Below are 24,470 nucleotides of genomic sequence, written 5' to 3'. Positions count from 1 at the left end.
GCCAGCAGCACCGCCCCCAGCACGAGCGCCGATGCGGCGGCGCCCAGCCCGAGCGTGAAACCCCGCGCCGGGTCCGCGCTGTGGTGGAGCATCCAGGCCACGATCGGCGGCCCGGCGATCTGCCCCAGCCCGTAGGCGGCCGTCAGCAGCCCGGCGAAGCTGTCGCTCGCCTGCGGCCAGATGCGCCGCGCCTCCTGCAGCGCGTAGAAGGTGATGGCCGTGAACGGCAGCCCCAGCAGCAGGCTGCCCAGCGCGAAGCCGGCGGCGCCCGGCCAGGCCACGCCGAGCCCGATGGCGGCCGCCTGCACGAGGTAGGCGGCGAGCAGCAGCCGGCGCCGGTCCCAGTGCGCGGGCGTGCGGGTGGAAAGCCACGCACCCAGGGCCACGCCGGCCCCGAAGATCGGCCAGAACAGGTCCACCCAGGCGGAGCCGGGCGGCAGCGCGGCGCGGGCGATCACCGGCAGGAAGGTGGCGGTGACGATGTAGCCCAGGCCCGCGAGCCCGTAGGCCGCCGTGAGCAGGCTGCGCGCCAGGACGGCGTCGCGGCGGCCGGCCCGGTCCGACACCGCGCCATGGGCGCCCCCTGCGGCGGCCCCCTGTCGGACCGATGCGGGGCCCGCGACGGAGCCCCGGCCGGAAGAGCCGCTGCCCGGGCCAGCGTTCGGCTCCGCGTCGGGCGGCGCCGCGGCCACCTCGCCCTCTCGCAGGACCGGCCAGGCCGCCACGCCCAGCAGGGCCGACAGCGCCGCGAAGGCGGCCCATCCGGCGGCGGCGTTCCAGCCGGCCGCCACCATCGCGCTCGCCGAGAGCCCGGTGAGCAGGATGCCCAGCCCCGGCCCGCAGAAGATCAGCCCGGCCAGCGCGGCGCGGCCGAGCGCCACGAGGCGTGCCATGCACCAGGCCGCCACGTTGAGGAAGACGAAGGCGCTCGCCAGCCCGGCCAGGAAGCGCAGCAGCGGCCAGGCCTGCGCGGCGGGCAGGGCCATGGCCAGCGTGAGCACCGTGGTGGCCACCAGACCCCACCGGGCCATCCGCGCCGCGGGCCAGTGCCGGCCCCGGCGGCGCGCCTGCCACGGCAGCGCCATGCAGACCAGTGCGCCCGCCAGGTAGCCCAGGTAGTTGGCCGTGGCGAGCCAGCTGCCGCCCGCCAGCGTGAGCGTGCCGCCCTGCAGCATCAGCGGCAGCAGCGGCGTGAACGCGAACCGGCCGATACCCATGGCCGCGGCGAGGGACGCCATGCCGGCCAGGGCCACGGCCAGCGCCCCATGGCCGGGGGCAGGGCCAGGGCGGGTAGCAGGGATGGGCGAAACGGGTACCGGCGTCGCAGTCATCTTTTTTTGTGATCTAATTTACTTAATTCATCTTATATCGAGATTTCCGAGAACGCCAATGGACCTGACCGCGCTCGACATCTTCCGCACCGTCGCCGAAGAAGGCAGCGTCACGCGGGCCGCGGAACGCCTGGGGCGCGCCCAGTCCAACGTGACGACGCGCGTGCAGCAGCTGGAGGAACAGGTGGGCGCCACGCTGTTCCTGCGCGAAGGCCGGCGCATGGCGCTCACCGCAGAGGGCGAGACGCTGCTCGGCTACGCCCGGCGCCTGCTGGCGCTCGCGGACGAAGCGGCGCAGGCCCTGCACCCCGGCAGGCCCGGCGGACGGCTGCGGCTGGGTGCCATGGAGAGCACCGCCGCGGCCCGCCTGCCCGCCCCCCTGGCGGCGCTGCATGCGCAGTGGCCCGAGGTGCACATCGAGCTCAGCACCGGCGCCTCGCGCGCGCTCGTGGACGAGGTGCGCACCCATGCGCTCGACGCCGCGCTGGTGGCCTGGCCGCCGCCCGGCCTCGAAGGCGCGGACGCCCTGGAACACATCCCCGTGGTCACCGAGACCCTGCGGCTGGCCCTGCCCGCGGCCCATCCCGACGTGGGCGCGGACGGTGCGCTGGCCGTCGACCGGCTGGCCGCGTTCGCCCCGGGCTGCACCTACCGCCGTATCGGCGAAGAGCACCTGGCACGCCGCAGCCCCGACGGATCGCCGCCCAGGGTGCTGGAGCTGGCCTCCTACCACGCCATCCTGGCCTGCGTGGCGGCGGGCCGCTGCGCGGCCGTGGTGCCGCAGGCGGTGATCGACCTCATGCGCGATCCGCCGCCCGTGCGGCTGCTGCCGCTGGGCACCTGCGACACGGTGCTCGTGCAGCGGCGCGGCTACCGCTCCGCCGCGCTCGACGCGCTGCGGGATGCGCTGCTCGCAGGCCCGCGCTGAAGCCTCCCAGTTCCTGCCGATCCATCCACCCTTCTCCTGCCCCGGGACCACCGCACCATGACCGCTTCCGACACGCACCCCTCCGCCCCCCGCACCCGCCTGGCCGAGCGCTGGGGGCTGCGCCTGCCGATCGTCCAGGGCCCCATGACGGGCGCCGACACCCCGGCCCTGGCCGCGGCCGTGTCGCAGGCCGGCGGGCTCGGCATGCTGGGCTGCGGCATGCGCTCCCCCGCGGCGATGGCGGAGGCCGCGGCCGAGGTGCGGCGCCGCACCGACCGGCCCTTCGGCATGAACCTGTTCGCGCAGGGCACCCCGGCGCCCGACGACGCCACGGTGCGCGCGGCAATGGACCGGATCGCGCCGCTCTACGCGGAATTCGGCCTGGAGCAGAGCGTGCCCGCGCGCTGGTGCGAGGATTTCGAGGCGCAGTTCGAAGCGCTGCTGCAGATCCGTCCGGCCGTCGCGAGCTTCACCTTCGGCATCCTCACGGCGGCGCAGGTCGAGCGCCTGCACGCGGCGGGCTGCCAGGTCGCCGGCACGGCCACCACGGTGGCCGAGGCCCTCGCGTGGCAGGCCGTCGGCGCCGACGCGGTCTGCGCGAGCGGCCTGGAGGCGGGCGGCCACCGGGGCACCTTCCTCGCGGATTTCGAATCCAGCCAGGTCGGCACCCTGGCCCTCGTGCCGCAGTGCGTGGACGCGCTGGAGATCCCCGTCTTCGCGGCCGGCAGCATCATGGACGGCCGCGGCATCGCCGCCGCCCTGGCCCTGGGCGCGCAGGCGGTGCAGATGGGCACGGCGTTCATCGTCTGCCCCGAGTCGGGCATCGGCCCGGCTTACCGCGCCGCGCTGGCCGCGGCGGGCGACACCGATACGCGCATCACCCGCGTGTTCTCCGGCCGGCCCGCGCGCGGAATCGTCAATGCCACGATGGACCGGCTGGCGCCCCATGAAGCCGACGTGCCCGCCTACCCGGTGCAGAACGCCCTGATGGGGCCGCTGCGCCGCGCGGCGGCCGAGCGGGGCCGGGCCGATGCCATCGCGCTCTGGGCGGGGCAGGGCGTGGCCGCGGCGCGGCCGATGCCGGCCGGCGAACTGCTGGAGCTGCTGGCGCTCGAGTGGCGCGCGGCCACCGGGGCCGGCGCCGCAGTCACGGCCACGGCCGCCGCGGCAGGCGCCTGACAGCGGCCGGGCCGCCTGCTGCCGCCCGCTAGCGCGGCGGCAGGTCCTGCGCGCCCGTGAGCAGTTGCCCGGCCACGCTGCCCGGCAGGTACAGGCCGTGCGCCAGGTAGTCGTCCAGCCGCCGGCGGTCGGGTGCGCGCAGCTTGATGAGCGGCGGCAGCGGCCCCGAGGGCAGCGAGAACAGCAGCCGCAGCTTGAGCGGCGTGCGCCGCCAGCGCCCGAGCAGGTGGTAGTAGAACGGCCCGTCCTCCGCACGCGACAGCGCCAGCCGGTAGCCGCCCCTCGTGCGCAGGATGAACTGCAGCGCCAGGTGCATGGTCAGGTAGTCGGGCGCATCGATGTCCTGCCGCACGTCGTCGTACACGCCGAGCCGCTGCAGATGGGCGATGTATTCCTCGCCCGTGCGGCCGATGACCTGCGTGGTGAATTCATGCTGCAGGTCGGCGATGAAGCGGCTGCCCGGGGGCGCGGCCATGAACCAGTTCTCCACCACCGGGTAGCGGGCATCGCGCGTGTGGCGGTCCAGGTAGTAGCCGACGAAATCGGCCGGCGTGCGCGCCTGCTGCTCCAGCACCCAGTCGAGCGGCGCGGTCAGCAGCGTGCTCGCGTCCATCCAGATGCCGCCGTGCAGGCGCAGCAGTTCCAGCCGGATCCAGTCGGCGCGCTTGGCCGGCGACACGCCATCGAGCACGGCCGGTATCTCCGGCAGCCAGGTGCGCACGGAAACGTCGTCCAGCACGCGGATCTCGTAGCCGGGGCATTGGCGGTGCCAGTGCGCGAAGCAGTGGCGGATGAGCGGCGGCGGCGCCGTGCCCTTCCAGTAGGCCCACACCACGCGCGGGATGGCCGGCGGCGGGCCGGGCGGCGCGGCGTCGGCGTCCCCCTGCGCCGCAGGCGGAATGGAATACAGCGTGAACGCCGGCGGCGGGCAGGCCTCGAGCCGCCGGGGCCACCAGCCGTAGAAGCGCCGCAGGCCGCGCGCGAGCCAGAGTTCGCCGCGCGTCTTGAGCGTGGGGCGGGCGGGAGTCGGTGCGGAAGCGGTCATGGATGGCGGAGCGCATGGGCGCGCAGGAATTTGAGGCGCCGCAGCCACCAGCCGCGGCGCGCGTAGGCGGCTGCCAGGGCACGGGCGTCCAGCGGGGAAGCGGCGGCGAAATCTGAGCGGACACGCGCGGCGGCCTCGTCCAGGGCGGCGTCCGGCACCGTGCCGGCGGCGCGCTCCACCACCCGCATGGCGCCCACCAGATTGCGCGCGCACTGCTGCGCCAGCGCCAGCCGCAGCGCGGGGTGCCGCGCCTCCGGGCGCCCTTGCAGCGCCTGGGCGAGCGGCCGCAGCGCGGCGGACTGGTCCAGCGCCTTGGGCAGCGTCATCGTCGCCAGGATGCTGCCGCCGCGCTGCCGGTAGGCCACCCACGGCTGGGGCGCGTGCCAGTAGCTGCGGGCCTGCAGCAGCGCGAGCGGCATGGTGGCCATGTCCTCGAAGTAGCGGCCCACGGGAAAGCGCACCTGCTCCGTCCAGAGGGCGCGGCGGGTGATCTTGGACCAGGCATGCAGCTCGCCCGTGGCGAGCAGCCCCGCCAGCAGTTCGGCGCCGCCCGGCCGCAGCGTGGCATGCGGGCCGGCGAAGGTGCGGCGGTGCCCCTCGCCGCGCAGGCGATGCTTCAGCCGCGGGCGCTCGCGCCAGACGGCGAAATCGCAGAGCACGGCATCGGGACCGTGCCGGCGCACGACGTCGCGCAGGCCGGCGATGGCGCCGGGCAGCAGCTTGTCGTCGGAGTCGAGGAACCACAGGTAATCGCCCCGCGCCGCACCGATCATCGTGTTGCGCGCGGCGCTCAGGCCTGCGTTGCGTTCGTGCCGCAGCAGGCGCAGGCGGCCGGGGTGGCGCGCGGCGAGGTCGTCCATCACCGCGGCCGAGCCGTCGGTGGAGCAGTCGTCCAGCAACAGCACCTCCACGCCCTCGCCTGCGCCATCGGCGATCTGCGACAGCACGGATTGCACGCACTCCACCAGGTAGTCGCGAACGTTGTAGACGGGCACGAGCACGCTGAGCCACGGTGGCGCGGTGGCCGGTGCCGGCACGGTCACGGGGGGCCCTCCGCTGCGCAGCAAGCGTTCCCGGGCGCGTCCAGCAGCCCCGCCAGCAGCGCCTCGTAGCGCGCCGTCATGGTGGACAGGCCGTAGCGGGCCCCGGCCTCGGCGCGTGCGGCCGCGGCCATGCGCGCGGCGCCGTCCGGGTCGGTCAGCAGCCGCGCCAGCGCGTCGGCGAGCGAGGCGGGATCGCCGGGCTCCGCGAGCAGGCCGTTGCGGCCCGGGTCGATCACTTCCTGCACGCCCACCACCCGGCTGCCCACCACCGCGCAACCCGCGGCCATGCCTTCGATGAGCGACAGCGGCATGCCCTCGTAATGCGTGGAGAGCACGCAGATCTGCCGGCCCATCAGCAGGCCCGGCACGTCGGCGCAGTGCCCGAGGAACCGCACCTGGGGCATCAGCCCCAGTTCCTGCGCCAGCCGCTCGGCCGCGCGCCGTGCGCCGGCCTTGCCGCCGCCGGCCAGGTGCACGGGGGGCGTGAGCCCGCGCTCCCGCAGCAGCGCGACGGCGCGCAGCAGCGTGGCATGGTCCTTCTGGCGGGCGAAACGGGCGGCCATCACGATGCCGGGCTCGCGCGTGCCGAAGGGGTGGGCATCGGCCTGCGCGTAGGGCTGCAGCCGGATGCCGTTGGGAATCGCATGGGTGCGCGGCGCGGGAAAGCCGCGCTCCAGCAGCGCGCTGCGCACGCCTTCGGATACGCCCACGATGGCCGCGGTGCGCCGCGCCAGCCACCGGGCCTGCGCCAGCCGCCAGGCGGTGTAGCGCTCGCGCGAATTGTGCTCGACGTGCACCAGATGCGGCACGCCCGCCAGCAGGCCCGCATAGCGGCCCCAGAGGTGCTCGCTGAAGCCGTGCGCCACCAGGATGTCGGGCCGCCAGCGGCGGCAGAGCGCGGCCAGGTGCCAGACGGTGGCGGCATGCGCCCAGCCGGGCACCACCTCCACGGCGAGCCCCTCGGCCCGCAGCCCGGCCACCCGCTCGGGCGTGGTGGTACGCGGCTTGGCACGCAGCGCCAGCAGGGCATCGAAACGGCCGGAGGCGCCGTGCGCCCGCACGAGGTCCACGGCCACCTGCGTGGCTCCGGAGAATCCGCCGGTCACGAAATGCAGCACGCGGGGCCGGGGCCGGCCTGCCGGGCCTGCAGCGGTTGCTGACGGGGTCGCGTTCACACCCGGGCCTGCAGGGTCAGGGGCGCGCGCCGGAAGACTGCGCGGAAAGCGGCGGCTGCACGCCCAGCAGGGCCGCCCAGACGACGATGTTCATGAAGATGTAGAACATGATGCCGCTGTTGTGGGCGAAGAACACCTGCGTGATCCCGAACCCGGCATAGAGCACCGGGATCGCCAGGCCCGAGAGCCGCAGCGCCAGCGCGTGCGCGCGCACCGCCTCGGGCGCATCGGCGAGCGCCTGCATGCGGCGCCGGCCCGGCCAGAAGAGCGCCACCGGCACGCCGTAGAAGCACAGCATCAGCAGCACGCCACCGAGACCGGTCTTGACGAAGATGTCGAGCAGTTCGTTGTGCACGTAGATGTATTCCATGATGGAGCGCTCGTACTGCCCGGCGGCCACGCGCGCGGCCTTCTCGCGCATGTAGCCGGCCATGCCCCAGCCGGTCAGCGGCCGCTCCATGCCCACCTGCCAGGCGAAGCGCCAGTGCTCCAGCCGCTGGCCGACGGAGTTGTCGGCCTCGCCCCGGGTGTCGTACTGCGCCACCTCGTCGTGCATGCGCTCCCAGCGTTCTTCCACCACCCGCCAGTTCATGGCCGTCAGCACGGCCAGCGCGGCCACCAGCACGGCGGCGATCGCGGCGATGCGCCCCGGGTGCACGCGCCGCATCAGCCACAGGCCGAGCGGCAATGCCAGCAGCAGGGCCAGCCAGCCGCCGCGCGACTGCGACAGCACCGATGCGTTCACGGCGAGCAGCGCGGCCACGGCGGCGCACCAGACTGCCGGGCGCGGCAGATGGCGCCAGAGGGCTGCGAGCTGCAGCGCCAGCATGGCCCCCAGCAGCAGCGCCAGGTTGCCCCACTGGATGGCGTTCGTGCGGCCGCTCGGAAAGCCGGAGGCCCGCGGAGCGCCCTCGGCATGCACCTGCCACAGGGCCACCAGCCCCGCGCCCAGGCAGCCCGCGAGCAGCCCCCAGAACACGGGCCGCGGCCGCGGCAGCGGCGGCTGCGAGGCGATGAACAATCCGCAGAGGGCGCCCAGCCAGAATTTGACGGGCCGGTCCCACTGGCCCATGCTCTCGCGCGGATCCGACAGCACGCACCACAGCAGGCCCATGGCGAAGGTCACGCCAACGAGCGCCAGCGTGCCCCGGTCGGGCCGCAGGCGCACCCACCGGGGCAGGCAGATCAATGCGCCCAGCAGCAGCAGCACCGCGCCGTACGAGTAACCCGAGGGCACCGTCAGTGCCAGCGCCGGCACCAGGAAGGCCGCCAGCGTGGTGAGGCGCTGCGGCCAGGGGGCCGGCCCCAGCGGGGAAGAAAAAGCAGCGAAGGTCATCGGGGAAGCGCGTCGTGTTCCGCGGGCACGCGGACAAAGGAGGATTCGGCCGGCTGCGCGGTACCGGCGGGGGACGGGGTACGCGGAGCACGGGACATTTCTTCGGGGCGGGACGCGGCGGCGGCCGATCGTAACGCAGCGCGGCGGTGCCAGAATGCCGACCGTCGCGCCCCCGCGCAGTCCGTGAGGCCCTTCCATCCATGACGCTCCGCATCTCCGCCCGCGCACTGCGCACGGCCTACCGTCTGCTCACCACCCTCCGCCCACGGGGCGCGGCCCGCTATCCCGGCGAGCCGGCGGCGGCGGTGTTCCAAGGCGACGCGCAGCCTGGTGCTTCCGGTGCGGCCTCCGCGGCGCCAGCGCTGGCCGCAGCCCCCATTCCGCCCCGCATCTGGACATACTGGGACACGGAAGCGGCCGACCCGATGGTGGACCAGTGCGTCGCCAACTGGCGCGCCCACTGCCCGGGCTTCGACGTGCAGGTGATCCACCGCCGCAACATCGGCGACTTCGTGGCCGCGGGCGACCTGCCCGCCGGTTTCGCGCAGCTGCATCCCACCAAACAGTCCGACTGGGTGCGCCTCTACCTCGTGCGCCACCACGGCGGCTACTGGCTGGACGCGACCATCCTGCTCACGCGTTCGCCCGCGTGGATGGACGCGCTGCGGCAGGCGCATGGCGCGGAGTTCACCGGCTTCTACCTGGAGGGCTACACGCGCGACGCCCGGTTCCCCGTGGTGGAGAGCTGGGCCTTCGGCGCACCGGCGCAGGCGCCGTTCGTGGTGGCATGGCAGGACGAATTCCACCGGGCGCTGGTCACCGAGGGCACCGACGCCTACCTGGCGCGGCTGCGCGACCGCGAAGATGCCGGCACGCTGCTGCAGGGCATTCCCGATCCGGCCTATCTGCTGATCCATGTGGCGGCGCAGCAGGTGCTGCGGCGCGCCAACACCTTCCGGCTGGCGCTCTTCAAGGCCGAGGACACGGCGTTCTTCTACCAGAAGGCCCTGGGGTGGAAGTGGTACCTGCTCTACCCGCGCCTGTGCCTGGTGCCGGCCGAGCCGCATCCGGCGCCGCTGGTCAAGCTGCGCGGCGGCGAGCGCCGGCATTTCGCGGCACTGTTTGAGCAGCATGGTGGCCCGGCGCACGGCAGCCTCTGGGAACGTGCCTGCCGCGGCAACGCAAGCCACGCCAGCGGCCGGGAAGGGCCCCGCCGCAGCACGGCAGCGTAGCGCGGCCCGCGCGCGCCGCACCGGCTGGTTCAATGGGCGGCGCGAACGGTCTCGCCCGCCTTCAGGCGGTACACCGTGCCGCAGTACGGGCACTTGGCCTCGCCCGTGTGGGCCACGTCCAGGTACACCTTGGGATGGGTGTTCCAGACCTTCATGTCGGCCTTGGGACTCGGGCAGAAGACGCCGCCCTGCGGATTCAGGTCCTTGGCGAGCAGTTCGATGGTGGCTTGCGTCATGGTGGGGTTCGCGCTGTGGGGCAGAAGAAAGGGAAGGGGAATCAGACCAGCGTGAGCCAGTGGGCGTATTGCGGGTTGCGGCCGTTCACGATGTCGAAGAACGCCGTCTGGATCTTCTCGGTCACGGGGCCGCGGCTGCCCGCGCCGATGGCGATGCGGTCGAGTTCGCGGATCGGCGTGACCTCGGCGGCCGTGCCGGTGAAGAACGCCTCGTCGGCGATGTACACCTCGTCGCGCGTGATGCGCTTTTGCACGAGCTCGATGCCGAGATCCCTGCAGATGTGCAGGATGGTGTTGCGCGTGATGCCGTTGAGCGCGCCGGCCGACAGGTCGGGCGTGTACACCACGCCGTTCTTGACCACGAAGACGTTCTCGCCCGCGCCTTCGGAGACGAAGCCGGAGGCGTCGAGCAGCAGGGCCTCGTCGTAGCCGTCTTCCGTGGCTTCCATGTTGGCCAGGATGGAGTTGGTGTAGTTGCTCACCGCCTTGGCCTGCGTCATCGTGATGTTGACGTGGTGGCGCGTGTAGCTGCTGGTCTTCACGCGGATGCCGCGCTGCATGCCTTCCTCGCCCAGGTAGGCGCCCCAGGCCCAGGCCGCCACCATCAGGTGGATCTGGTTGCCCTTGGGCGACACGCCCAGCTTCTGCGAGCCGATCCAGGTGAGCGGGCGCAGGTAGCAGGAGGCGAGCCGGTTCTCGCGCACGACGGCGCGCTGGGCCTCGTTCACCTCGTCCTGCGTGAAGGGGATCTGCATGCGCAGGATCTTGGCGCTGTTGAAGAGCCGCTCGGTGTGCTCCTGCAGGCGGAAGATCGCCGTGCCCTGCGGCGTCTGATAGGCCCGCACGCCCTCGAACGCGCCGCAGCCGTAGTGCAGCGTGTGGGTGAGCACGTGGATCTTGGCGTCGCGCCAGTCGACCATCTGGCCGTCCATCCAGATCTTGCCGTCACGGTCGGCCATCGAGGGAACTACGGGGCTCATGGGATTCCTTTTCTCCGGGGCTTGTCTGCCGGGATCGTCTCGGGGCTGCGTCGGACTGCCTCGCTCGGCACGGCCGCGTCCGCCCGCAAAACCGGCGATTTTACGGCGCGGACGGCCCCGCGGCGGGCGGCAGCGCGCCGGAGGCACCGGAGTCCGCGTCCGGTGCCGGCCGCACCAGCTCCCAGGCGGCGAGCCGGCCGCCGCGGAACTCGCAGGTGACGTGCGACTGCGTGCCGTCCGTCCAGCGGTAGCGCTCCGGCTCCTCGCCCTGGGGCGACAGCAGCTCGCCCAGCGAACGCGTCATCGCCACCACGTGCATCAGGTTCACGCCTTCGCGCAGGCGGGCGTTCAGCATGACGGCGCTGCCTACGTAGCCGATGGGCCGGTCGGCCGCCTTGCGCATGATGTTCATGAGCCGCGTGAAATGCAGCAGTGCCCACATGATCAGCCCGCCGCCGACGGCGAAGATGCCCTGCCAGCCGTACGAGCGGTAGGCGGCGATGACGAGCAGGGCGATGAGGACGGGAATGAAGAAGCGGCGCAGCAGGTTCATGCACCGATTGTCGTCGGCCCGGGCAAGCCCCTCGCTGTGGATGGTGCTTACAAGGAGGTGCACGCCACCGCGGCAAGGCATTGCAAATGCCCCACGAACCAGCCCGGCGACTCAAGGGGAGGAATTCAACCCATGCCGCGGACCACTTCCATGGCCTCCTCCACCCTCTCCACCGCGTGGATCGTCAGCCCCTCGATGGGCTTCTTGGGCGCATTGGCCTTGGGCACCACGGCCATGGTGAAGCCGAGCTTGGCGGCCTCCTTCAGCCGTTCCTGGCCGCGCGGCGCAGGGCGCACCTCTCCCGCCAAGCCGACCTCGCCGAAGGCCAGGAAGCCCTTGGGCAGCGGCTTGCCGCGCAGGCTGCTGGTGATGGACAGCATCACCGCCAGGTCGGCCGCGGGTTCGCTGATGCGCACGCCGCCCACGGCGTTGACGAACACGTCCTGGTCCATGCAGGCCACGCCCGCGTGGCGGTGCAGCACGGCCAGCAGCATGGCCAGGCGGTCGCGGTCCAGGCCCACCGACAGGCGGCGCGGGCTGGGGCCGCCCTCGTCCACCAGCGCCTGGATCTCCACCAGCATCGGCCGCGTGCCTTCCAGGGTGACCAGCACGCAGCTGCCGGGCACGGGCTCGCTGTGCTGGCTCAAAAAGATCGCGCTCGGGTTGGTCACGCCCTTCAGGCCCTTCTCGGTCATGGCGAACACGCCGATCTCGTTCACGGCGCCGAAGCGGTTCTTGATGGCGCGCACCAGCCGGAACTGGCTGTGGGTGTCGCCTTCGAAGTACAGCACCGTGTCCACCATGTGCTCCAGCACGCGCGGTCCGGCCAGCGCCCCTTCCTTGGTCACGTGGCCCACGAGGATGATGGACACGCCCGAGGTCTTGGCCGCCCGCGTGAGGTGGGCCGCGCATTCGCGCACCTGGGCCACCGAGCCGGGCGCGCTGGTCAGCTGGTCGGAATACACGGTCTGGATCGAGTCGATCACCGCCACGGCCGGCTGCGTCGCCTCGACGGTGGCGAGGATCTTCTCCAGCTGGATCTCCGCCAGCACGTTCACCTGGCTGTGGTCCAGCCCCAGCCGGCGCGAGCGCAGCGCCACCTGCGCGCCGCTTTCCTCGCCCGTCACGTAGAGCGTGGGCAGGCCCAGGCGCTGCAGCGCGTCCAGCGCCTGCAGCAGCAGCGTGGATTTGCCGATGCCGGGGTCGCCGCCGATGAGCACCACGCCGCCTTCCACGATGCCGCCGCCCAGCACGCGGTCCAGCTCGTCGATGCCGCTGGGCGTGCGCGCCACGTCGGACGCCTCGATGGCGGACAGCGGCGTCACCGCCTGCGCCTGCGCCAGGCCCGCATAGGCCGGCGCGCTCAGGCGGTTCTTGCCCGGCCCGGCCTCGGGCGCCGATTCCACCAGCGTGTTCCAGGCGCCGCAGGCGGGGCACTTGCCGAGCCAGCGCGGGCTGGTGCCCCCGCATTCGGTACAGGTGAAAACGGTCTTGTCTTTGGCCATGGGAAGGGGGAATCCGGGAGAAGGAAAGCGGGGGAGAGGAGGACGAGGACGGAGCGGACCGCACGGGCCGTGCGCAGGCCAGGGGGCGGCGCCGGGCCCGCACGCACCTTCGCATCTGGGGGCGGCCGGGCGATTTTCACGCGCGGCCCGGGGACGGCGGGTGCCAGCACGGCCGGCAAACCGTAAGCAAATGCGTCGTCAACCCTATCCTACTCGGCGCGGCGCAGCCGCTTCCTAGGATAGGTGTCCCGGTGGCATCGCGCCGCCTTCCCTGAACGGAGAACGAATCCATGACCGAGAACACCGCCTCTTCCGCCTCGCCCTCGCGCACGTCGCGCCGCTGGCTGGTCGCCGCCCCGATCGCGCTCGCCTCGGTGCTGGCCCTGTCCGCGTGCGACCGCAACAAGGAAAGCAACGTGAACAACACCCCGGCCAGCACGCCGGCCCCGACGACCGCGCCGGCACCGATGCCGCCCGCATCCGACACGGGCAGCATGGGCTCGGGCAGCACCGGCGGCAGCGGCATGGGCACCGGCACGACGGACGGCGCCACGGGTTCCACCTCCGCCACCACGCCGCCGTCCGGCGGTGCCGTGTTCGGCGGCTCGACCGCAGGCGCCGTGCCCCCGGCTTCCGCGGCATCGGACGCTGCCAGCGCCGCCCGCTGACCGGCAGGCAGCTTTCGCGGATGGCCCCGCCATCCGCAGCACAATAGCCTCTCCGGCCCCGCGCGCTTTGCGGCCTGCGGGGCTTTCTCACGCCCGGGTGCCGGGCATGACAACCTCCTGGAGGGGCGAGAACGATGCGGATCGCGATCTATGGTGCCGGCGCCATCGGCGGCTGGCTGGGCATGGCACTGGCACGCGCCGGTGCCAGGGTTTCCTTCGTGGCACGCGGCGCCACCCTGGACGCGCTACGCGTGCAGGGCCTGCGCTGCATCCGGCCGGACGGCACGCAGGAACATGCCGCGGTGGCGGCGCACGACGACCCCGCGGCGCTCGGCCCGCAGGACGCCGTCGTCCTGGCCGTGAAGGCCCCCGCGCTGCCCGACGTGGCCGCGCGCATCGCGCCGTTGCTGGCTCCCGGCACCACCGTGCTCACGGCCATGAACGGCGTGCCCTGGTGGTTCCTGGAAGGCTGCAGCGGCCCGGCGCACGGGCGCGAGCTGGCGGCGGTGGACCCGGGCGGCGTGTTGGCGCGCGCCATTCCCGCATCGCGCGTGGTCGGCGGCGTGGTGCATGCCAGCTGCTCGCTCGCGGGCCCCGGCGTCGTGCGCCAGCACTTCGGCAACCGGCTCATCCTCGGCGAGGCCGGCGGCGGCGCCAGCCCGCGGCTGGAGACGCTCTCGGCGCTCATCGCCCGGGGCGGCATCGAGGTGGAGCAGTCGATGCGCATCCAGCAGGACATCTGGTTCAAGCTGTGGGGCAACATGACGATCAACCCCATCAGCGCGCTCACCGGCGCGACGACGGACCGCATCCTGGACGACGACCTCGTGCGCGCGTTCGTCTCCGACGTGATGCGCGAGGCCAAGGCCATCGGCGAACGCCTGGGCCTGCCCATCGACCAGCAACCCGAGGACCGGCACGCGGTGACGCGCAGGCTCGGCGCCTTCAAGACCTCGATGCTGCAGGACGTGGAGGCCGGCAAGCCGCTGGAGATCGACGCCCTCATCGGCGCCGTGCACGAACTCGCGCGCATCACCGGCGTGCCCTCGCCCCATACCGATGCGCTGCTGGGCCTCGTGCGCCTGTTCGCATCCACCCGCCACCTCTACGAAGACGACCCCCAACGACCATGACCCCTGAACTCACCCTCTACTACGCCCCCGGCACCTGCGCACAGGCCGTGCGCATCGCCCTGCACGAAGCCGGCGCGGAGCACCGCCTGGTGCGCGTCGATTTCTCGGCCGGCGGGCAGCGCAGCCCGGACTACCTCGCGGTCAACCCCAAGGGCCGCGTGCCGGCGCTGGCCACCGGGGCCGGCGTGCTGACCGAGACGCCCGCCCTGCTCGCCTACGTCGCGCAGCGGTTCCCGCGGGCACGCCTCGCGCCGGAGGATGCCTACGGCTTCGCGCGCATGCAGGAGTTCCACAGCTACCTGGCCTCCACCGTGCACGTCGCCCATGCGCACCGCCCGCGCGCGAGCCGCTGGGCCGACGCGCCCGAAGCCATCGCCGCGATGCAGCGCAAGGTGCCGGAGAACATGGCCGAATGCTTCGACCTGATCGAGCACCACTACCTCGGCGACGGCCCCTGGGCGATGGGCGGCCAGTACACGGTGGCCGACGGCTACCTGTTCACCGTGGCCGGCTGGCTGGCCAGCGACGGCGTGGACATCGCGCGCTTCCCGAAGGTGCATGCGCATTCGCAGCGCGTGGCGGCGCGGCCCGCGGTGCAGCAAGCCCTGATGAATTGAATTGGCGCCATTTTAAAAACATTTGCAAACAAATTAGCTGCTGATAGCCTTTCCGCTGACCTACGCCGACAAGCTGCTGCGCGAAGGTGCGGTGCGCCATGCGATGGTGGTCGGCTTCGACAGCTACCTGCACTCCGAGGTCATCAACCACTACCTGTCGCAGGACCGCCTGCTGGTGCCCGGCAACCGGGACGGCTTCATCCCCGGCGAAGCCGCAGCCGCCGTGCTGCTCGATCTGGCTGCGCCCGAGACGCCGGGCCTGCACATTGCCGGCTGGGGCCAGGGGATGGAAGAAGGCCGCCCCGACGGCAGCGTGCCCAGCCGCTCGCGCGGGTTGACGCAGGCCCTGCGCACGGCCTTCGGGCAAGCCGGCATCGACTGCAACGACCTGGCGTTCCGGCTCAGCGACCAGAACGGCGAAGGCTTCTTCGCCAGCGATGCCACCAACGCCTTCACGCGCGTGGCCGTCGATGGCGGCACGACCCCCATGGTGCTCACCACCGCCGACTGCACGGGCGAGGTCGGCGCGGCGACCGGCCCGCTCATGCTGGCCTGGCTGCACCACCTCCTGCCGCGCGCGGACGGCCCCGGTCACTGCGGCGTACTGCATCTGGCCAACGACGAGGGGCTGCGCGCGGCCGTCGTCGTGCGTTATCAGCCACCCGCGCATTCCTGACCTTCGAGAAGCAAGCATGGAAACCCACGTGTACGCGAACGACGACGAGTTCTGCTCGCAGGCCGCAGACGGCAAGGCAGCGGCGTGCTTCCCGGACGTCTGCCACAGCCCGCCCAAGCCGCCGAAGATCGGCATTCCGCTGCCCTACCCGAACACCGCCTTCGCCCGGGACCTGGCCAACGGCAGCACCACGGTGTTCGTGTGCGGCACGCCCATCTGCAAAAAGGATGTGTCGTACCTCGCGACCAGCACGGGCGACGAGCCCGCCACCACGAAGTTCCGCAAGGGCGTGGTGACCGAAGTCATCCAGGGGCGCTGCTATTTCGTGGATTGGTCGCCCGACGTGAAGGTGGAAGGCCTGAACGTTTGTCGCCACACCGATCCCACGACCCACAACCACAAGACCTGACGCACTCCATGGCACCCCGCACCAAACCGGGCGGCAGGAGCGGCAGCAGTTCCAGCCACGGCAGCCGCCCCGCCGCCAGCCAGAAGGGCGCGCCGAACACGCGACGGCATGTCTACATCGACACGGCCGCCGCCAAGGGCAACTGCGCCAAGGACGTCGGCGCGATCGAGAAGAAATGCGCGCCCGAAACCCCGACGGAAAAGGACAGCCGCCAGAAGTCGGCACCGGGCCCGCTGGGCAAGCTCAAGCTGCCCACCCACAGCGGCAAGGCCGCCAATCCGGATGCGCAATGGATCAACGACCATTGCGAGTTCCTGATGATCAAGCCCAGCAGCCCGGACGAGATGTTCAAGGAGCTGGAGAACATCCCTGCGCAGATGGCGGATGAGCTGGGCATGAAGGCACTGGAGGCTGTGGAGGCCAAGGCCAAGGAAAAGCTCGAGAGCGCGGTCAAGGCCAAGCTGGCGAAGATGGCGGTCAAGCAAGGTCTGGTGCGGGCAGGGTCGTTCCTGGGCGGACCCTGGACGGGGGTAGCTGTCAACATTCTCATGACCGCTGGATGGCGCCGACGATGCGATCAAGGCTGCGGAGGAGTTTCCGGAACTGAAGCGCGAAGTCGAGCAGGCGGCCGCCAAGATCAAGGACGCGAAGGCGCAGATCGCAGACATCCAGGGTCAACTGGACAATTACATGAACCCGGACGGCAGCTACAACAAGCAGAAGATGGTCACCGACATGATGACCGCGACCGCGAAGTTGAACCCGTGTATTCGGGCGCGTCGTTGTGCGCTGGTGCCTTACAAGGAGACGCTGAATCCCTTGTCCGGGCGAGATGGAAAGGGGTGCTGTCCGGGGCAATCTGGTCACCATGTGTTGCCCAGTGCGATGTTTGAAGGGTGTCCTGGTTATGAGCCTAGTGAAGCCCCCACTGTTTGTGTAGAAGGGACGAATAACACGCATGGCTCCCATGGCATGGCCCATAACGCATTGATGGTTGAACTCAGCAATTTTGAATATCCAAGTGGAAGCAAAATTCCTAAAGGCGCTGAGATAACAAAAGAATCTGCAATAAATGCCGGAGTAAGTTCTGTTAGGATGGCGTTCCCAGAGTCTGGTTGCGATGAGCGGTGCTTGAAAGCGCAACTTCATGCATTTTACGATCGATTAAATTGCGTTCCAAAAAGTCACCCCGGAGTTGATAAGACTGGACAAGGCGGAGGTGGGTCTTCCGGCCCTAGCAATAGCTCTGGATCGAACAGTGGTGTAGCTCGATAATATCGAATATCTCATGGAAATAAAAAATCGGGACATTGCCGAGGCAATGCATGGGTTTAATATATATGACTGCTCCGTCAGATCAGCGGATTGCATATCTTTTTTGATGCTTGAGAATATTGATGATGCGGCCCATGGGCAAAAAAGAATTGTCAATTTATTTTTTAAAGAGCCCGTTGGAGAGCGGATTTCCTGGGATACATATCGTGGATTTGACGGACCAAAAATAATATCCTCAGTTCTGCCAAAGAATCAATCAATGATAATTTCCCTTGATTGCGACGTGGCAGTTTTGGGGGGTGGTGAGAGGGGTATGGAAAAGCCTATTCCCAGCGGCGGCGAACCCGAGAATGAGGTGCTGCGTGCATGTTTCAATGTTGCGTGCATAGATGGTATTGTTTATGCAGTCGGTCCATGGCGAACAGCTTGCAAACGAATAGGACCCAACCTCTGGGGGAGTTTAATTGGCGACAGGAGTACATTGCCTAAACCTCCCAGACGTGGGGCATCCAATGCTGGTGGCTTTGATGCAATTGCCGGCTTTAATTCTGGAGATATATACTGCATTGGTGGCCAGGGCGATGCATGGCGGTTTGATGGGAGCCGCTGGTATCAGTGCGCAGTGCCTACAAACATGTACTTTCATAGTGTCTGCTGCGCTGGCGATGATTTTGTATATATTGGTATGCAGAGCGGGTCTGTGATGCGTGGTCGGGACGACTCTTGGGAAATCATTCATCGCGATGAGATGACTCTGCCCTTCAAGGATATGGTCTGGTTCGACGGCAAGGTGTGGTGCACGTCGGACTATGGACTGTGGGTAATCGAGGATGGCAAGCTCAAGGAAGCGGATGTCCCGCCCGAGGTGAAAGCCTGCTCGGGCAACTTGTCGGTGGGCGATGGCGTGATGCTGCTGGCCGGCATGTACGGGGCAACGGTGCACGACGGACGCAACTGGCAGCGAATTATTTGATGGCTACCCTAGGATGCAGGTGATGACCGCCTCTGGAAATGACATAGATGAGGTTTTGGCCGGATTCTTCGTTTATGACTGCGCAATCAGGAGTTGTGATTGTTTTTCTTTTTTGTTATTGGAGTCCGTCGGTGATGCCGCCAGCGGAGATCAAAGGCTGATGAATATTTTCATCAATCGCCCCATTGAAGAAAGGCTGGCTTGGGACACCTATAGCGGCTTCGATCTCCCGAAAATTGCCGCATCTTCCCAGCCCAAGAATCAGGCGGTCATGGTTTCCATGTCCTGCGATGTGGCTGTCATAGGTGGAGGCAAGCGCGACACCGAAGACCCCATTCCAAACGGCGGGCCACCAGAAACCGAAGTGCTTCGCGCATGTTGCAATTTGGCGACTATAGATGGCACCATCTACGCCGTGGGCCCGAGACGGAGCGTCTGCAAGAGAGTAGACGAGGGGAAGTGGGAAAGCTTGGTGGGAGATAGAAGCTCTTTGCCGAAGCCCACATCAGTGGGTGCTTCGAGTGATGGCGGCTTTCACGCAATCGCTGGTTTCAGTGCATCCGACATCTACTGTGTGGGCGGCAAGGGCGATGCGTGGCGTTACGACGGTCAGCGCTGGTACCAATGCGTCGTTCCCACCAACATGTATTTCCGAAGCGTCTGCTGCGCGGGCGACGGTTACGTCTATATCGGCATGCAGAGCGGTTCCGTCATGCGTGGTCGAGAAGATTCATGGGAAATCATCCACCGCGATGAGATGACCCTGCCCTTCAAGGATATGGTCTGGTTCGATGGCAAGGTGTGGTGCACCTCAGACTACGGCCTGTGGGTGATCGAGAACGGCAAGCTCAAGGAAGCGGACGTCCCGCCCGAGGTGAAAGCCTGCTCTGGCAATTTGTCCGTGGGCGATGGCGTGATGCTGCTGGCCGGCATGTATGGGGCCACCGTGTATGACGGGCACGAATGGCGGCGGATTATCTGATGTTCCATGGTGATATGTTCAGCGCCAACGTCAGTGGCTCCTGCGTTGCTTGCTCGGCATGAGCGCGACTGACTTCAATGAGTGAATCAGGAAAATTCACGGACCCCGAAAAAACAGCAGAAAAGAGAAAATCTCAAGGAGCTTCAATCGCATGGATATATTCACTCTCACAGATGAGGAGCGCTCGGAAGCATTTGAAGGATTCTTCATTTATGACTGTGCCGTCCGTGATAAGAATTCTCTTTCGTTTCTCCTTCTGCAAAACATCGAAGATTCGGCATCAGGCGATAGGCGGCTCCTGAACTACTTTCCATGCGATGAAGAAAGAGAGCGTTTGAGCTGGACGGATTACGAGGGATTCCGTCGTCCACGGCTCGGCGTGAGCGAAATTCCAAAGAATCAAGCGGTGCTTTTTGGCGGTCCCAATGCAGTTGCCGTCTTGGGGGGGGGGGGCGACGATGGAATGGAGGAAAATATCTCCAAAGAAACGGCATTCTCCTGTTTCAACTGGGCAAAAATAGAGGGTTATATGTATGTGGTCGGTCCTTGGCGGTCCGCCGCAAAGCGAATCGGCCCAAGTGAATGGCAATCTATTGTCGGAGACCGCAGCACGTTGCCCCTGCCTCCGAAGGTTAGAGCAAGCAACGATGGCGGGTTCGACGCCATTGATGGCTTTAGCGAGACTGATATCTATTGCGTTGGTGGCAAGGGCGATGCATGGCGCTATGACGGTAAACGTTGGTATCAATGCGTGGTACCCACGAACATGTACTTCGAGAGCGTCTGTTGCGCAGGCGACGGCTACGTGTACATCGGCATGCAGAGCGGTTCCGTCATGCGTGGCCGGGAGGATTCGTGGGAAATCATCCACCGCGACGAGATGACATTGGCCTTCAAGGACATGGTCTGGTTCGACGGCAAGGTATGGTGCACGTCGGACAATGGCCTATGGATGATCGAGAACGGCAGGCTCAAGGAGGCAGACGTGCCGCCCGAGGTGACTTCCTGCTCGGGCAACCTGTCGGTAGGCGATGGCGTCATGCTGCTGGCCGGCATGTACGGCGCCACGGTGTACGACGGAAGCACATGGCAGCGCATTCTGTAATGGTCCCGGTGGCGCGCCCGACGCCAGCACCCGTCATCCCTGCGCTGGTTGCCCGGCATGCCGGTGATGCGGCGTTCTATTGGCAGCAGCACGATGCCTCCCTGGGCGCGCCGCTGGTGGGCTTGCCGCAGCTCCTGGAATATGGCCGGCTGCTGGATGCCCACCTGGACGGATTGCGGGTAGCGGGCGACGCGGGCTGGGCCGCGGCGCTCGGCGAACTGAAGCGCTGGAACGGCGCGCCCGAGATGTTCGTCGCCACCTTGCTCGCGCTCGATTCCCCGGCCTGTGGCGATCGACTGGCGAGCGTGTGGGCCATCGCAGGCGTGCGGCCCGAGCGCACGCTGCGTGGCCTGGTCTCCGCCCTGGCGTGGCATGCGGACCCTGCGCCCGCGCTGGTGTGGCTGCGGCACTGGCTGATGCACGCCACGGGTGTGCCAGTCCCTTTGCAGGTCGCGTGCTGGAAGGCCTTGGCGCTGCGCGATTTGGAGGATGCGGAGTGCCAACGCTTCGCGGCCCTGCTGCCCGGTGCCCTGGCGGCACCGGATGCCCACCTGCGCGCCGCGGCGTGCCGGTTCGCCGGGGTGTGGGATGCGGGGTTGCTCCCCGCGATGCTGCAGGATTCCGAGGCAGCGGTGCGTGCAGAGGCCGCGATCGGGATCTTGGGAGCTTCCGCGCGTGCCGCGGGAGCAGGAGCACTACCGCATCCAGAGGGCCGCATGCGCGCCGTGGAAGCGCTTTGGCTGGCCTGCCATGCGCTGGCGCAGTCACTGCCCACGCTGTCGGGCTGGCTCCGCCACCGCGCCGAACACCGGCTCACGCGCTGGGTGAGGGAACTGGCCATGTCCGCTCCGCTGGGCCATCCTGGGGTAGCGCGGCTGCTGGAAATGCTGCCACCCCGGCTGGCGTTGTGGTTCGTGCTCCACCATGCCGACGCCTGTTATCTGCCCTGGGTGGAGCAGCGGATGGCCGATCCGGCAGTGGCGCGCTTTGCCGGCTGGGTGTGGAGCATGGTGACGGGCGTGGGCCTGCAGGGCCAGGGCTGGGTGCATCCCCCGAAAAAGGACGATGGCAGCGACACCGCCGTGGACGCCAGGGACGCGGGCCTGCCCGAGCCCGATGCAGCACGGATCGCAGCGGCGGGCATTCGCTTGCCTGCCCATGTGCCGCATCTCATGGGCAAGCCGCTGGAAGGCGAGCATGCACGGGGCGTGCTGCGCAACGGGCCCCAGGCGTTGCGTTGGGTCGCGGCGAGGCACCTGGATCTGCCCACGGATACGGCGCAGCCGTTCTCGCCCCGCGCCCCTGCATTGCGCCAGTGGCAGTGGATGGATTCCGCACTCGGCTGAACGTGGCCGATGCGAAATGGTGCGAACGACGAAGGAGCATTTCCCCATGCGACTCGACCCCTGGGACGACGCAGCACGCATTGCCGAGCGCCTAACCCTGCCGGGCGCGAAGCTGATCGTGCTGGTGGGCGCGGCCGGGTGGTGCGAGAAATGCCGTCAGGCGCTGCCGGCCTTCGATGCACGGGCGTGCATGGCACCGCCCCATGAAACCCATGTGTGGATGGATATCGAAGAGCATGCGGGGTTGCTCGGAGCCTGGATCCCTGAGACGCTGCCCCTTGAGCTGGTGTACGAGAACGGTCGCCTAGAGGCGCAACGCATTTGGGGGCCTGGGGCATCAGGCGCAGTGCCTGTTCTGGAAGACTCTGCAGAAGTGCCCGATCTCTGGCGCATTCTCGGCCGCCCGGACTGGGCAGGCACGCATAGCGCTTGAACAGGGGCACAAGTTCTCGATCGTTCCAATCGCCAGCAGATGAGTGCACAAGGCATCCGAGAAACAATCGACGGCCTGGGATCTCGGCTCGACGCCGACGGGCAATTGCGCAGTTGGGTCGTATCCATACGCCTTCAGGGGCGGACCTTTCAACGTACGTTTTCGGTGGTTCGTCATGGCACCCCCGACAAGGCGAAAGGCCGAGGACGGCCGCGTGAAGCGGCGCTCGTTTTCTGTACGCACATACGGTGAGGAACAAGCCCGGAAGCTGGCCTATGAACTGCGCAAAACTTGGTTGGACAACGGCGAAACAGGCGCAGGGTTAGCACCGCACTGCATCGCCCACACTGTTGTCTGTGGCCTCGATGGCCCGTATATCCAGCGACATCACCGCAGTACCGCCTCGTCGCTCCACGCGAAGCGCACCCGCGGCTCGATCTGCGCGATCTCGGCGCGCAGCAGCGACGCCAGCCGCGCGGCCTCGCGCTGGGTGAGGCGGGCCACGGTGGTGGACAGGCTCACGGCCGCGAAGGCGCAGCCACCCGCGTCGCGCACGGCGTGGCCCACGGCGGCAGTGTTGGTGTTGAGGCAGCCGCCGCTGCGCGCGTAGCCGAGCGCGCGCGTCTGCGCGATGAGCGTGCGCAGCGTGGGCACGTCGAGCCCGCCGTAGCGCCCGAGCACCCCGGCGTGGGCCGCGAGCGCTTCGTCCACGCGGGCGTCGTCCTGCGCGGCCAGCAGCGCCAGGCCCGCGGCCCCCACGCCGAGCGGCCGCCGCCCCCCGACCGTGACGGACAGCGGCGGGTCCAGCCGCTGCCGGTGGGTGTGGTCGTGGCACACCGCTTCGGGCCCGCTGCGCACGAACAGGTAGGCCGCGTAGCCCGTGGCGTCGGTGAGCCGGCGCAGGTGCGCCTCGAAGAGCGGCGCCACGTCGTGCCGGGCGCGCGCGGCCAGGCCGACTTCGAACGCCCGGCGGCCCAGCACGTAGCCCTTTTCCCCAGGCAGCGCGGTGACGAGGCGCGCGTCCGACAGATCGCGCAGCAGCCGGTGCACCGTGGGATGCGGTATGCCCGATTGCCGGGCGATGTCGGACAGCGTCAGCCCGCCCGCGTCGTAGCGCGAGAGCTGGTCGAGGATGCGCAGCACACGGTCGAGCACCAGGGTGGTCATGGCGGGCAGGATACCCGCCGCGGGAATGGAATCCGGCCCACGATTGTCCACGCAGTGGAAAAACCGGTGGTGCGCGCCGCCGCGATCGCAACAATCGCAGTCGAACCGAACACCACGACTCCAGGAGACTTCCATGCACGCCCCCCGTTCCTCCGCACTGCCGCGCCGTTCGCTGCTCGGCACCGCCGCTGCCGCCCTGCTGCTGGGCGCCGCCGCCGGTCCCCTGGCCGCGCAGGACGCATTCCCCTCCCGCCCGATCCGCTTCATCGTGCCCTACGCTGCCGGCGGCACCACCGACCTCGTGGCCCGCACCGTGGGCGCGCGCATGGCGCAGACGCTGGGCCAGCCCGTCGTGATCGACAACCGCGGCGGCGCGGGCGGCAACATCGGCATGGATGCGGTCGCCAAGGCCGCGCCCGACGGCTACACCGTGGGCATGGGCGCGATCTCCACCAACGCGCTGAACCCGCACATCTACAAGAAGATGCCTTTCGATCCGCGCAAGGACTTCACGCCCATCGGGATGCTGGGTAACTCGACCATCGTGCTGGAAGCCGGCCCCGCGCTGCCCGTGAAGAACGTGGCCGAGCTGATCGACTATGCCCGCAAGCATCCGGGCCTGCCGTTCTCCACCGCGGGCGCGGGCACCTCCATGCACCTCGCGGGCGTGCTGTTCGGGCAGCTGAGCAAGACCGAATGGACGCACGTGCCCTACAAGGGCAGCGCGCCGCTCATCACCGACCTGATCGCGGGCCAGGTGCCCGTGGCGTTCGACAACCTGCCGGCCTCGCTGCCGCACATCCAGGCCGGCAAGCTGCGCGCGCTGGCCGTGGCCGGTTCGCAGCGCTCGCCCGCGCTGCCCGACGTGCCCACGCTCGCCGAGGCCGGCCTCGCCGGTTACGCGGTGGAGCCCTGGTTCGGCGTCTACGGCCCCGCCGGCATGCCGGCCGCCGTGGTGCAGCGGCTGGAGAAGGCATTGCAGGAAGCCCTGGCGGAGCCCGCCGCCCGGGACCGCCTGCTGGCCGCCGGCTTCACGCCGCGCGGCTCCACGGCCGCGGAGTTCGGCGCCCTGACGCAGCGCGAGTACGAGCGCCTGGGCCAGGTGGCCCGCACCGCCGGCATGACCGCCGACTGACGCCGCCC

At 69.2% G+C, this 24,470-nt stretch carries 26 protein-coding genes; 16 read left to right on the top strand and 10 right to left on the bottom strand.

Features of this window, described 5'->3' with window-relative positions; translation table 11 throughout:
• The coding region (locus Q9R47_RS21275) for a YbfB/YjiJ family MFS transporter (protein ID WP_404977191.1) at nt 1–1,331 on the bottom strand (1,331 nt) is incomplete at its 3' end.
• Between the two features lie 58 nt (nt 1,332–1,389).
• Here Q9R47_RS21275 and Q9R47_RS21270 point away from each other — a divergent pair.
• Together Q9R47_RS21270 and Q9R47_RS21265 are read left to right on the top strand one after the other, a co-directional pair.
• Nucleotides 1,390–2,259: a LysR family transcriptional regulator gene (locus Q9R47_RS21270; RefSeq protein WP_311235113.1), complete on the top strand. Its 870-nt coding sequence runs from the start codon at nt 1,390–1,392 to the stop codon at nt 2,257–2,259.
• Between the two features lie 57 nt (nt 2,260–2,316).
• The gene (locus Q9R47_RS21265) at nt 2,317–3,438 is read left to right on the top strand and encodes a nitronate monooxygenase (protein WP_311235112.1); all 1,122 of its coding nucleotides are present in this window, start codon (nt 2,317–2,319) and stop codon (nt 3,436–3,438) included.
• A gap of 28 nt (nt 3,439–3,466) precedes the next feature.
• Here the strand turns inward: Q9R47_RS21265 and Q9R47_RS21260 are convergent, their stop codons facing one another.
• From Q9R47_RS21260 to Q9R47_RS21245, 4 genes are all read right to left on the bottom strand, one after another.
• The gene (locus Q9R47_RS21260) at nt 3,467–4,483 is read right to left on the bottom strand and encodes a capsular polysaccharide synthesis protein (protein WP_311235111.1); all 1,017 of its coding nucleotides are present in this window, start codon (nt 4,481–4,483) and stop codon (nt 3,467–3,469) included.
• On the bottom strand, nt 4,480–5,526 hold the full coding sequence (locus tag Q9R47_RS21255) for a glycosyltransferase family 2 protein (RefSeq protein ID WP_311235110.1): 1,047 nt from the start codon (nt 5,524–5,526) through the stop codon (nt 4,480–4,482). Before Q9R47_RS21255 ends, Q9R47_RS21260 begins: the two co-directional genes overlap by 4 nt.
• Nucleotides 5,523–6,644, bottom strand: coding sequence for a glycosyltransferase (locus Q9R47_RS21250; protein ID WP_311235109.1), 1,122 nt, complete (start codon nt 6,642–6,644; stop codon nt 5,523–5,525). Before Q9R47_RS21250 ends, Q9R47_RS21255 begins: the two co-directional genes overlap by 4 nt.
• Before the next feature lie 73 nt (nt 6,645–6,717).
• The gene (locus Q9R47_RS21245; protein ID WP_311235108.1) at nt 6,718–8,037 is read right to left on the bottom strand and encodes an O-antigen ligase family protein; all 1,320 of its coding nucleotides are present in this window, start codon (nt 8,035–8,037) and stop codon (nt 6,718–6,720) included.
• Between the two features lie 200 nt (nt 8,038–8,237).
• Between Q9R47_RS21245 and Q9R47_RS21240 the strand changes: the two genes are divergently transcribed.
• Nucleotides 8,238–9,269: a capsular polysaccharide synthesis protein gene (locus Q9R47_RS21240; protein WP_311235107.1), complete on the top strand. Its 1,032-nt coding sequence runs from the start codon at nt 8,238–8,240 to the stop codon at nt 9,267–9,269.
• Between the two features lie 29 nt (nt 9,270–9,298).
• Here the strand turns inward: Q9R47_RS21240 and Q9R47_RS21235 are convergent, their stop codons facing one another.
• From Q9R47_RS21235 to radA, 4 genes are all read right to left on the bottom strand, one after another.
• On the bottom strand, nt 9,299–9,505 hold the full coding sequence (locus Q9R47_RS21235; RefSeq protein ID WP_311235106.1) for a zinc-finger domain-containing protein: 207 nt from the start codon (nt 9,503–9,505) through the stop codon (nt 9,299–9,301).
• 41 nt (nt 9,506–9,546) lie between these two features.
• Nucleotides 9,547–10,485, bottom strand: coding sequence for a branched-chain amino acid transaminase (locus tag Q9R47_RS21230; RefSeq protein WP_311235105.1), 939 nt, complete (start codon nt 10,483–10,485; stop codon nt 9,547–9,549).
• Between the two features lie 100 nt (nt 10,486–10,585).
• Complete coding sequence (locus tag Q9R47_RS21225; RefSeq protein WP_311235104.1) at nt 10,586–11,038, bottom strand: glycerate kinase; 453 nt, start codon at nt 11,036–11,038, stop codon at nt 10,586–10,588.
• 125 nt (nt 11,039–11,163) lie between these two features.
• Nucleotides 11,164–12,543, bottom strand: coding sequence for a DNA repair protein RadA (gene radA / locus Q9R47_RS21220; RefSeq protein ID WP_311235103.1), 1,380 nt, complete (start codon nt 12,541–12,543; stop codon nt 11,164–11,166).
• A gap of 290 nt (nt 12,544–12,833) precedes the next feature.
• On the opposite strand from radA, the gene Q9R47_RS21215 reads away from it, so the two are divergent.
• The 12 genes from Q9R47_RS21215 (at nt 12,834) to Q9R47_RS21165 (ending at nt 22,160) form a co-directional block, all read left to right on the top strand.
• Entirely contained in the window at nt 12,834–13,211 is a 378-nt protein-coding gene (locus Q9R47_RS21215) for a hypothetical protein (RefSeq protein WP_311235102.1), read from the top strand.
• A gap of 134 nt (nt 13,212–13,345) precedes the next feature.
• The gene (locus Q9R47_RS21210; protein WP_311235101.1) at nt 13,346–14,344 is read left to right on the top strand and encodes a 2-dehydropantoate 2-reductase; all 999 of its coding nucleotides are present in this window, start codon (nt 13,346–13,348) and stop codon (nt 14,342–14,344) included.
• Nucleotides 14,341–14,961 (top strand): glutathione S-transferase family protein, encoded by a 621-nt coding sequence (locus Q9R47_RS21205; protein ID WP_311235100.1) that lies wholly within the window; start codon nt 14,341–14,343, stop codon nt 14,959–14,961. The genes Q9R47_RS21210 and Q9R47_RS21205 overlap by 4 nt, the downstream gene beginning before the upstream one ends.
• 91 nt (nt 14,962–15,052) lie before the next feature.
• Nucleotides 15,053–15,637: a hypothetical protein gene (locus tag Q9R47_RS21200; RefSeq protein ID WP_311235099.1), complete on the top strand. Its 585-nt coding sequence runs from the start codon at nt 15,053–15,055 to the stop codon at nt 15,635–15,637.
• A 16-nt stretch (nt 15,638–15,653) separates the two neighbouring features.
• Entirely contained in the window at nt 15,654–16,046 is a 393-nt protein-coding gene (locus tag Q9R47_RS21195; RefSeq protein ID WP_026434176.1) for a DUF4150 domain-containing protein, read from the top strand.
• Nucleotides 16,047–16,054: 8 nt separating this feature from the next.
• Nucleotides 16,055–16,939, top strand: coding sequence for a hypothetical protein (locus tag Q9R47_RS21190; protein WP_311235098.1), 885 nt, complete (start codon nt 16,055–16,057; stop codon nt 16,937–16,939).
• Nucleotides 16,932–17,321, top strand: a complete 390-nt coding sequence (locus Q9R47_RS24350; RefSeq protein ID WP_404977192.1) for an HNH/endonuclease VII fold toxin-2 domain-containing protein — start codon at nt 16,932–16,934, stop codon at nt 17,319–17,321. Before Q9R47_RS21190 ends, Q9R47_RS24350 begins: the two co-directional genes overlap by 8 nt.
• Before the next feature lie 13 nt (nt 17,322–17,334).
• Complete coding sequence (locus tag Q9R47_RS21185) at nt 17,335–18,294, top strand: hypothetical protein (RefSeq protein ID WP_311235097.1); 960 nt, start codon at nt 17,335–17,337, stop codon at nt 18,292–18,294.
• A gap of 22 nt (nt 18,295–18,316) precedes the next feature.
• A complete protein-coding gene (locus Q9R47_RS21180; RefSeq protein WP_311235096.1) occupies nt 18,317–19,276 on the top strand; it encodes a hypothetical protein in 960 nt (319 codons plus the stop codon).
• Nucleotides 19,277–19,427: 151 nt separating this feature from the next.
• Nucleotides 19,428–20,381, top strand: coding sequence for a hypothetical protein (locus tag Q9R47_RS21175; RefSeq protein ID WP_311235095.1), 954 nt, complete (start codon nt 19,428–19,430; stop codon nt 20,379–20,381).
• Nucleotides 20,363–21,727: a hypothetical protein gene (locus tag Q9R47_RS21170; RefSeq protein ID WP_311235094.1), complete on the top strand. Its 1,365-nt coding sequence runs from the start codon at nt 20,363–20,365 to the stop codon at nt 21,725–21,727. Before Q9R47_RS21175 ends, Q9R47_RS21170 begins: the two co-directional genes overlap by 19 nt.
• 46 nt (nt 21,728–21,773) lie before the next feature.
• Nucleotides 21,774–22,160 carry a thioredoxin gene (locus Q9R47_RS21165; RefSeq protein ID WP_311235093.1) on the top strand — a complete coding sequence of 129 codons (387 nt, stop codon included), beginning with the start codon at nt 21,774–21,776 and terminating at the stop codon, nt 22,158–22,160.
• A gap of 387 nt (nt 22,161–22,547) precedes the next feature.
• On the opposite strand, the gene Q9R47_RS21160 is transcribed toward Q9R47_RS21165, so the two are convergent.
• Complete coding sequence (locus Q9R47_RS21160) at nt 22,548–23,327, bottom strand: IclR family transcriptional regulator C-terminal domain-containing protein (protein WP_311235092.1); 780 nt, start codon at nt 23,325–23,327, stop codon at nt 22,548–22,550.
• Between the two features lie 133 nt (nt 23,328–23,460).
• Here Q9R47_RS21160 and Q9R47_RS21155 point away from each other — a divergent pair, with 133 nt between their 5' ends.
• Nucleotides 23,461–24,462, top strand: coding sequence for a tripartite tricarboxylate transporter substrate binding protein (locus Q9R47_RS21155; protein ID WP_311235091.1), 1,002 nt, complete (start codon nt 23,461–23,463; stop codon nt 24,460–24,462).
• Nucleotides 24,463–24,470: the final 8 nt, after the last annotated feature.

The organism is Acidovorax sp. PRC11 (genome assembly GCF_031844105.1).
Classification (GTDB): Bacteria; Pseudomonadota; Gammaproteobacteria; order Burkholderiales; family Burkholderiaceae_C; genus Paracidovorax.
The sequence above is the reverse complement of the archived record's forward strand: the minus strand, read 5'-3'. Positions and strand labels throughout refer to the sequence as shown.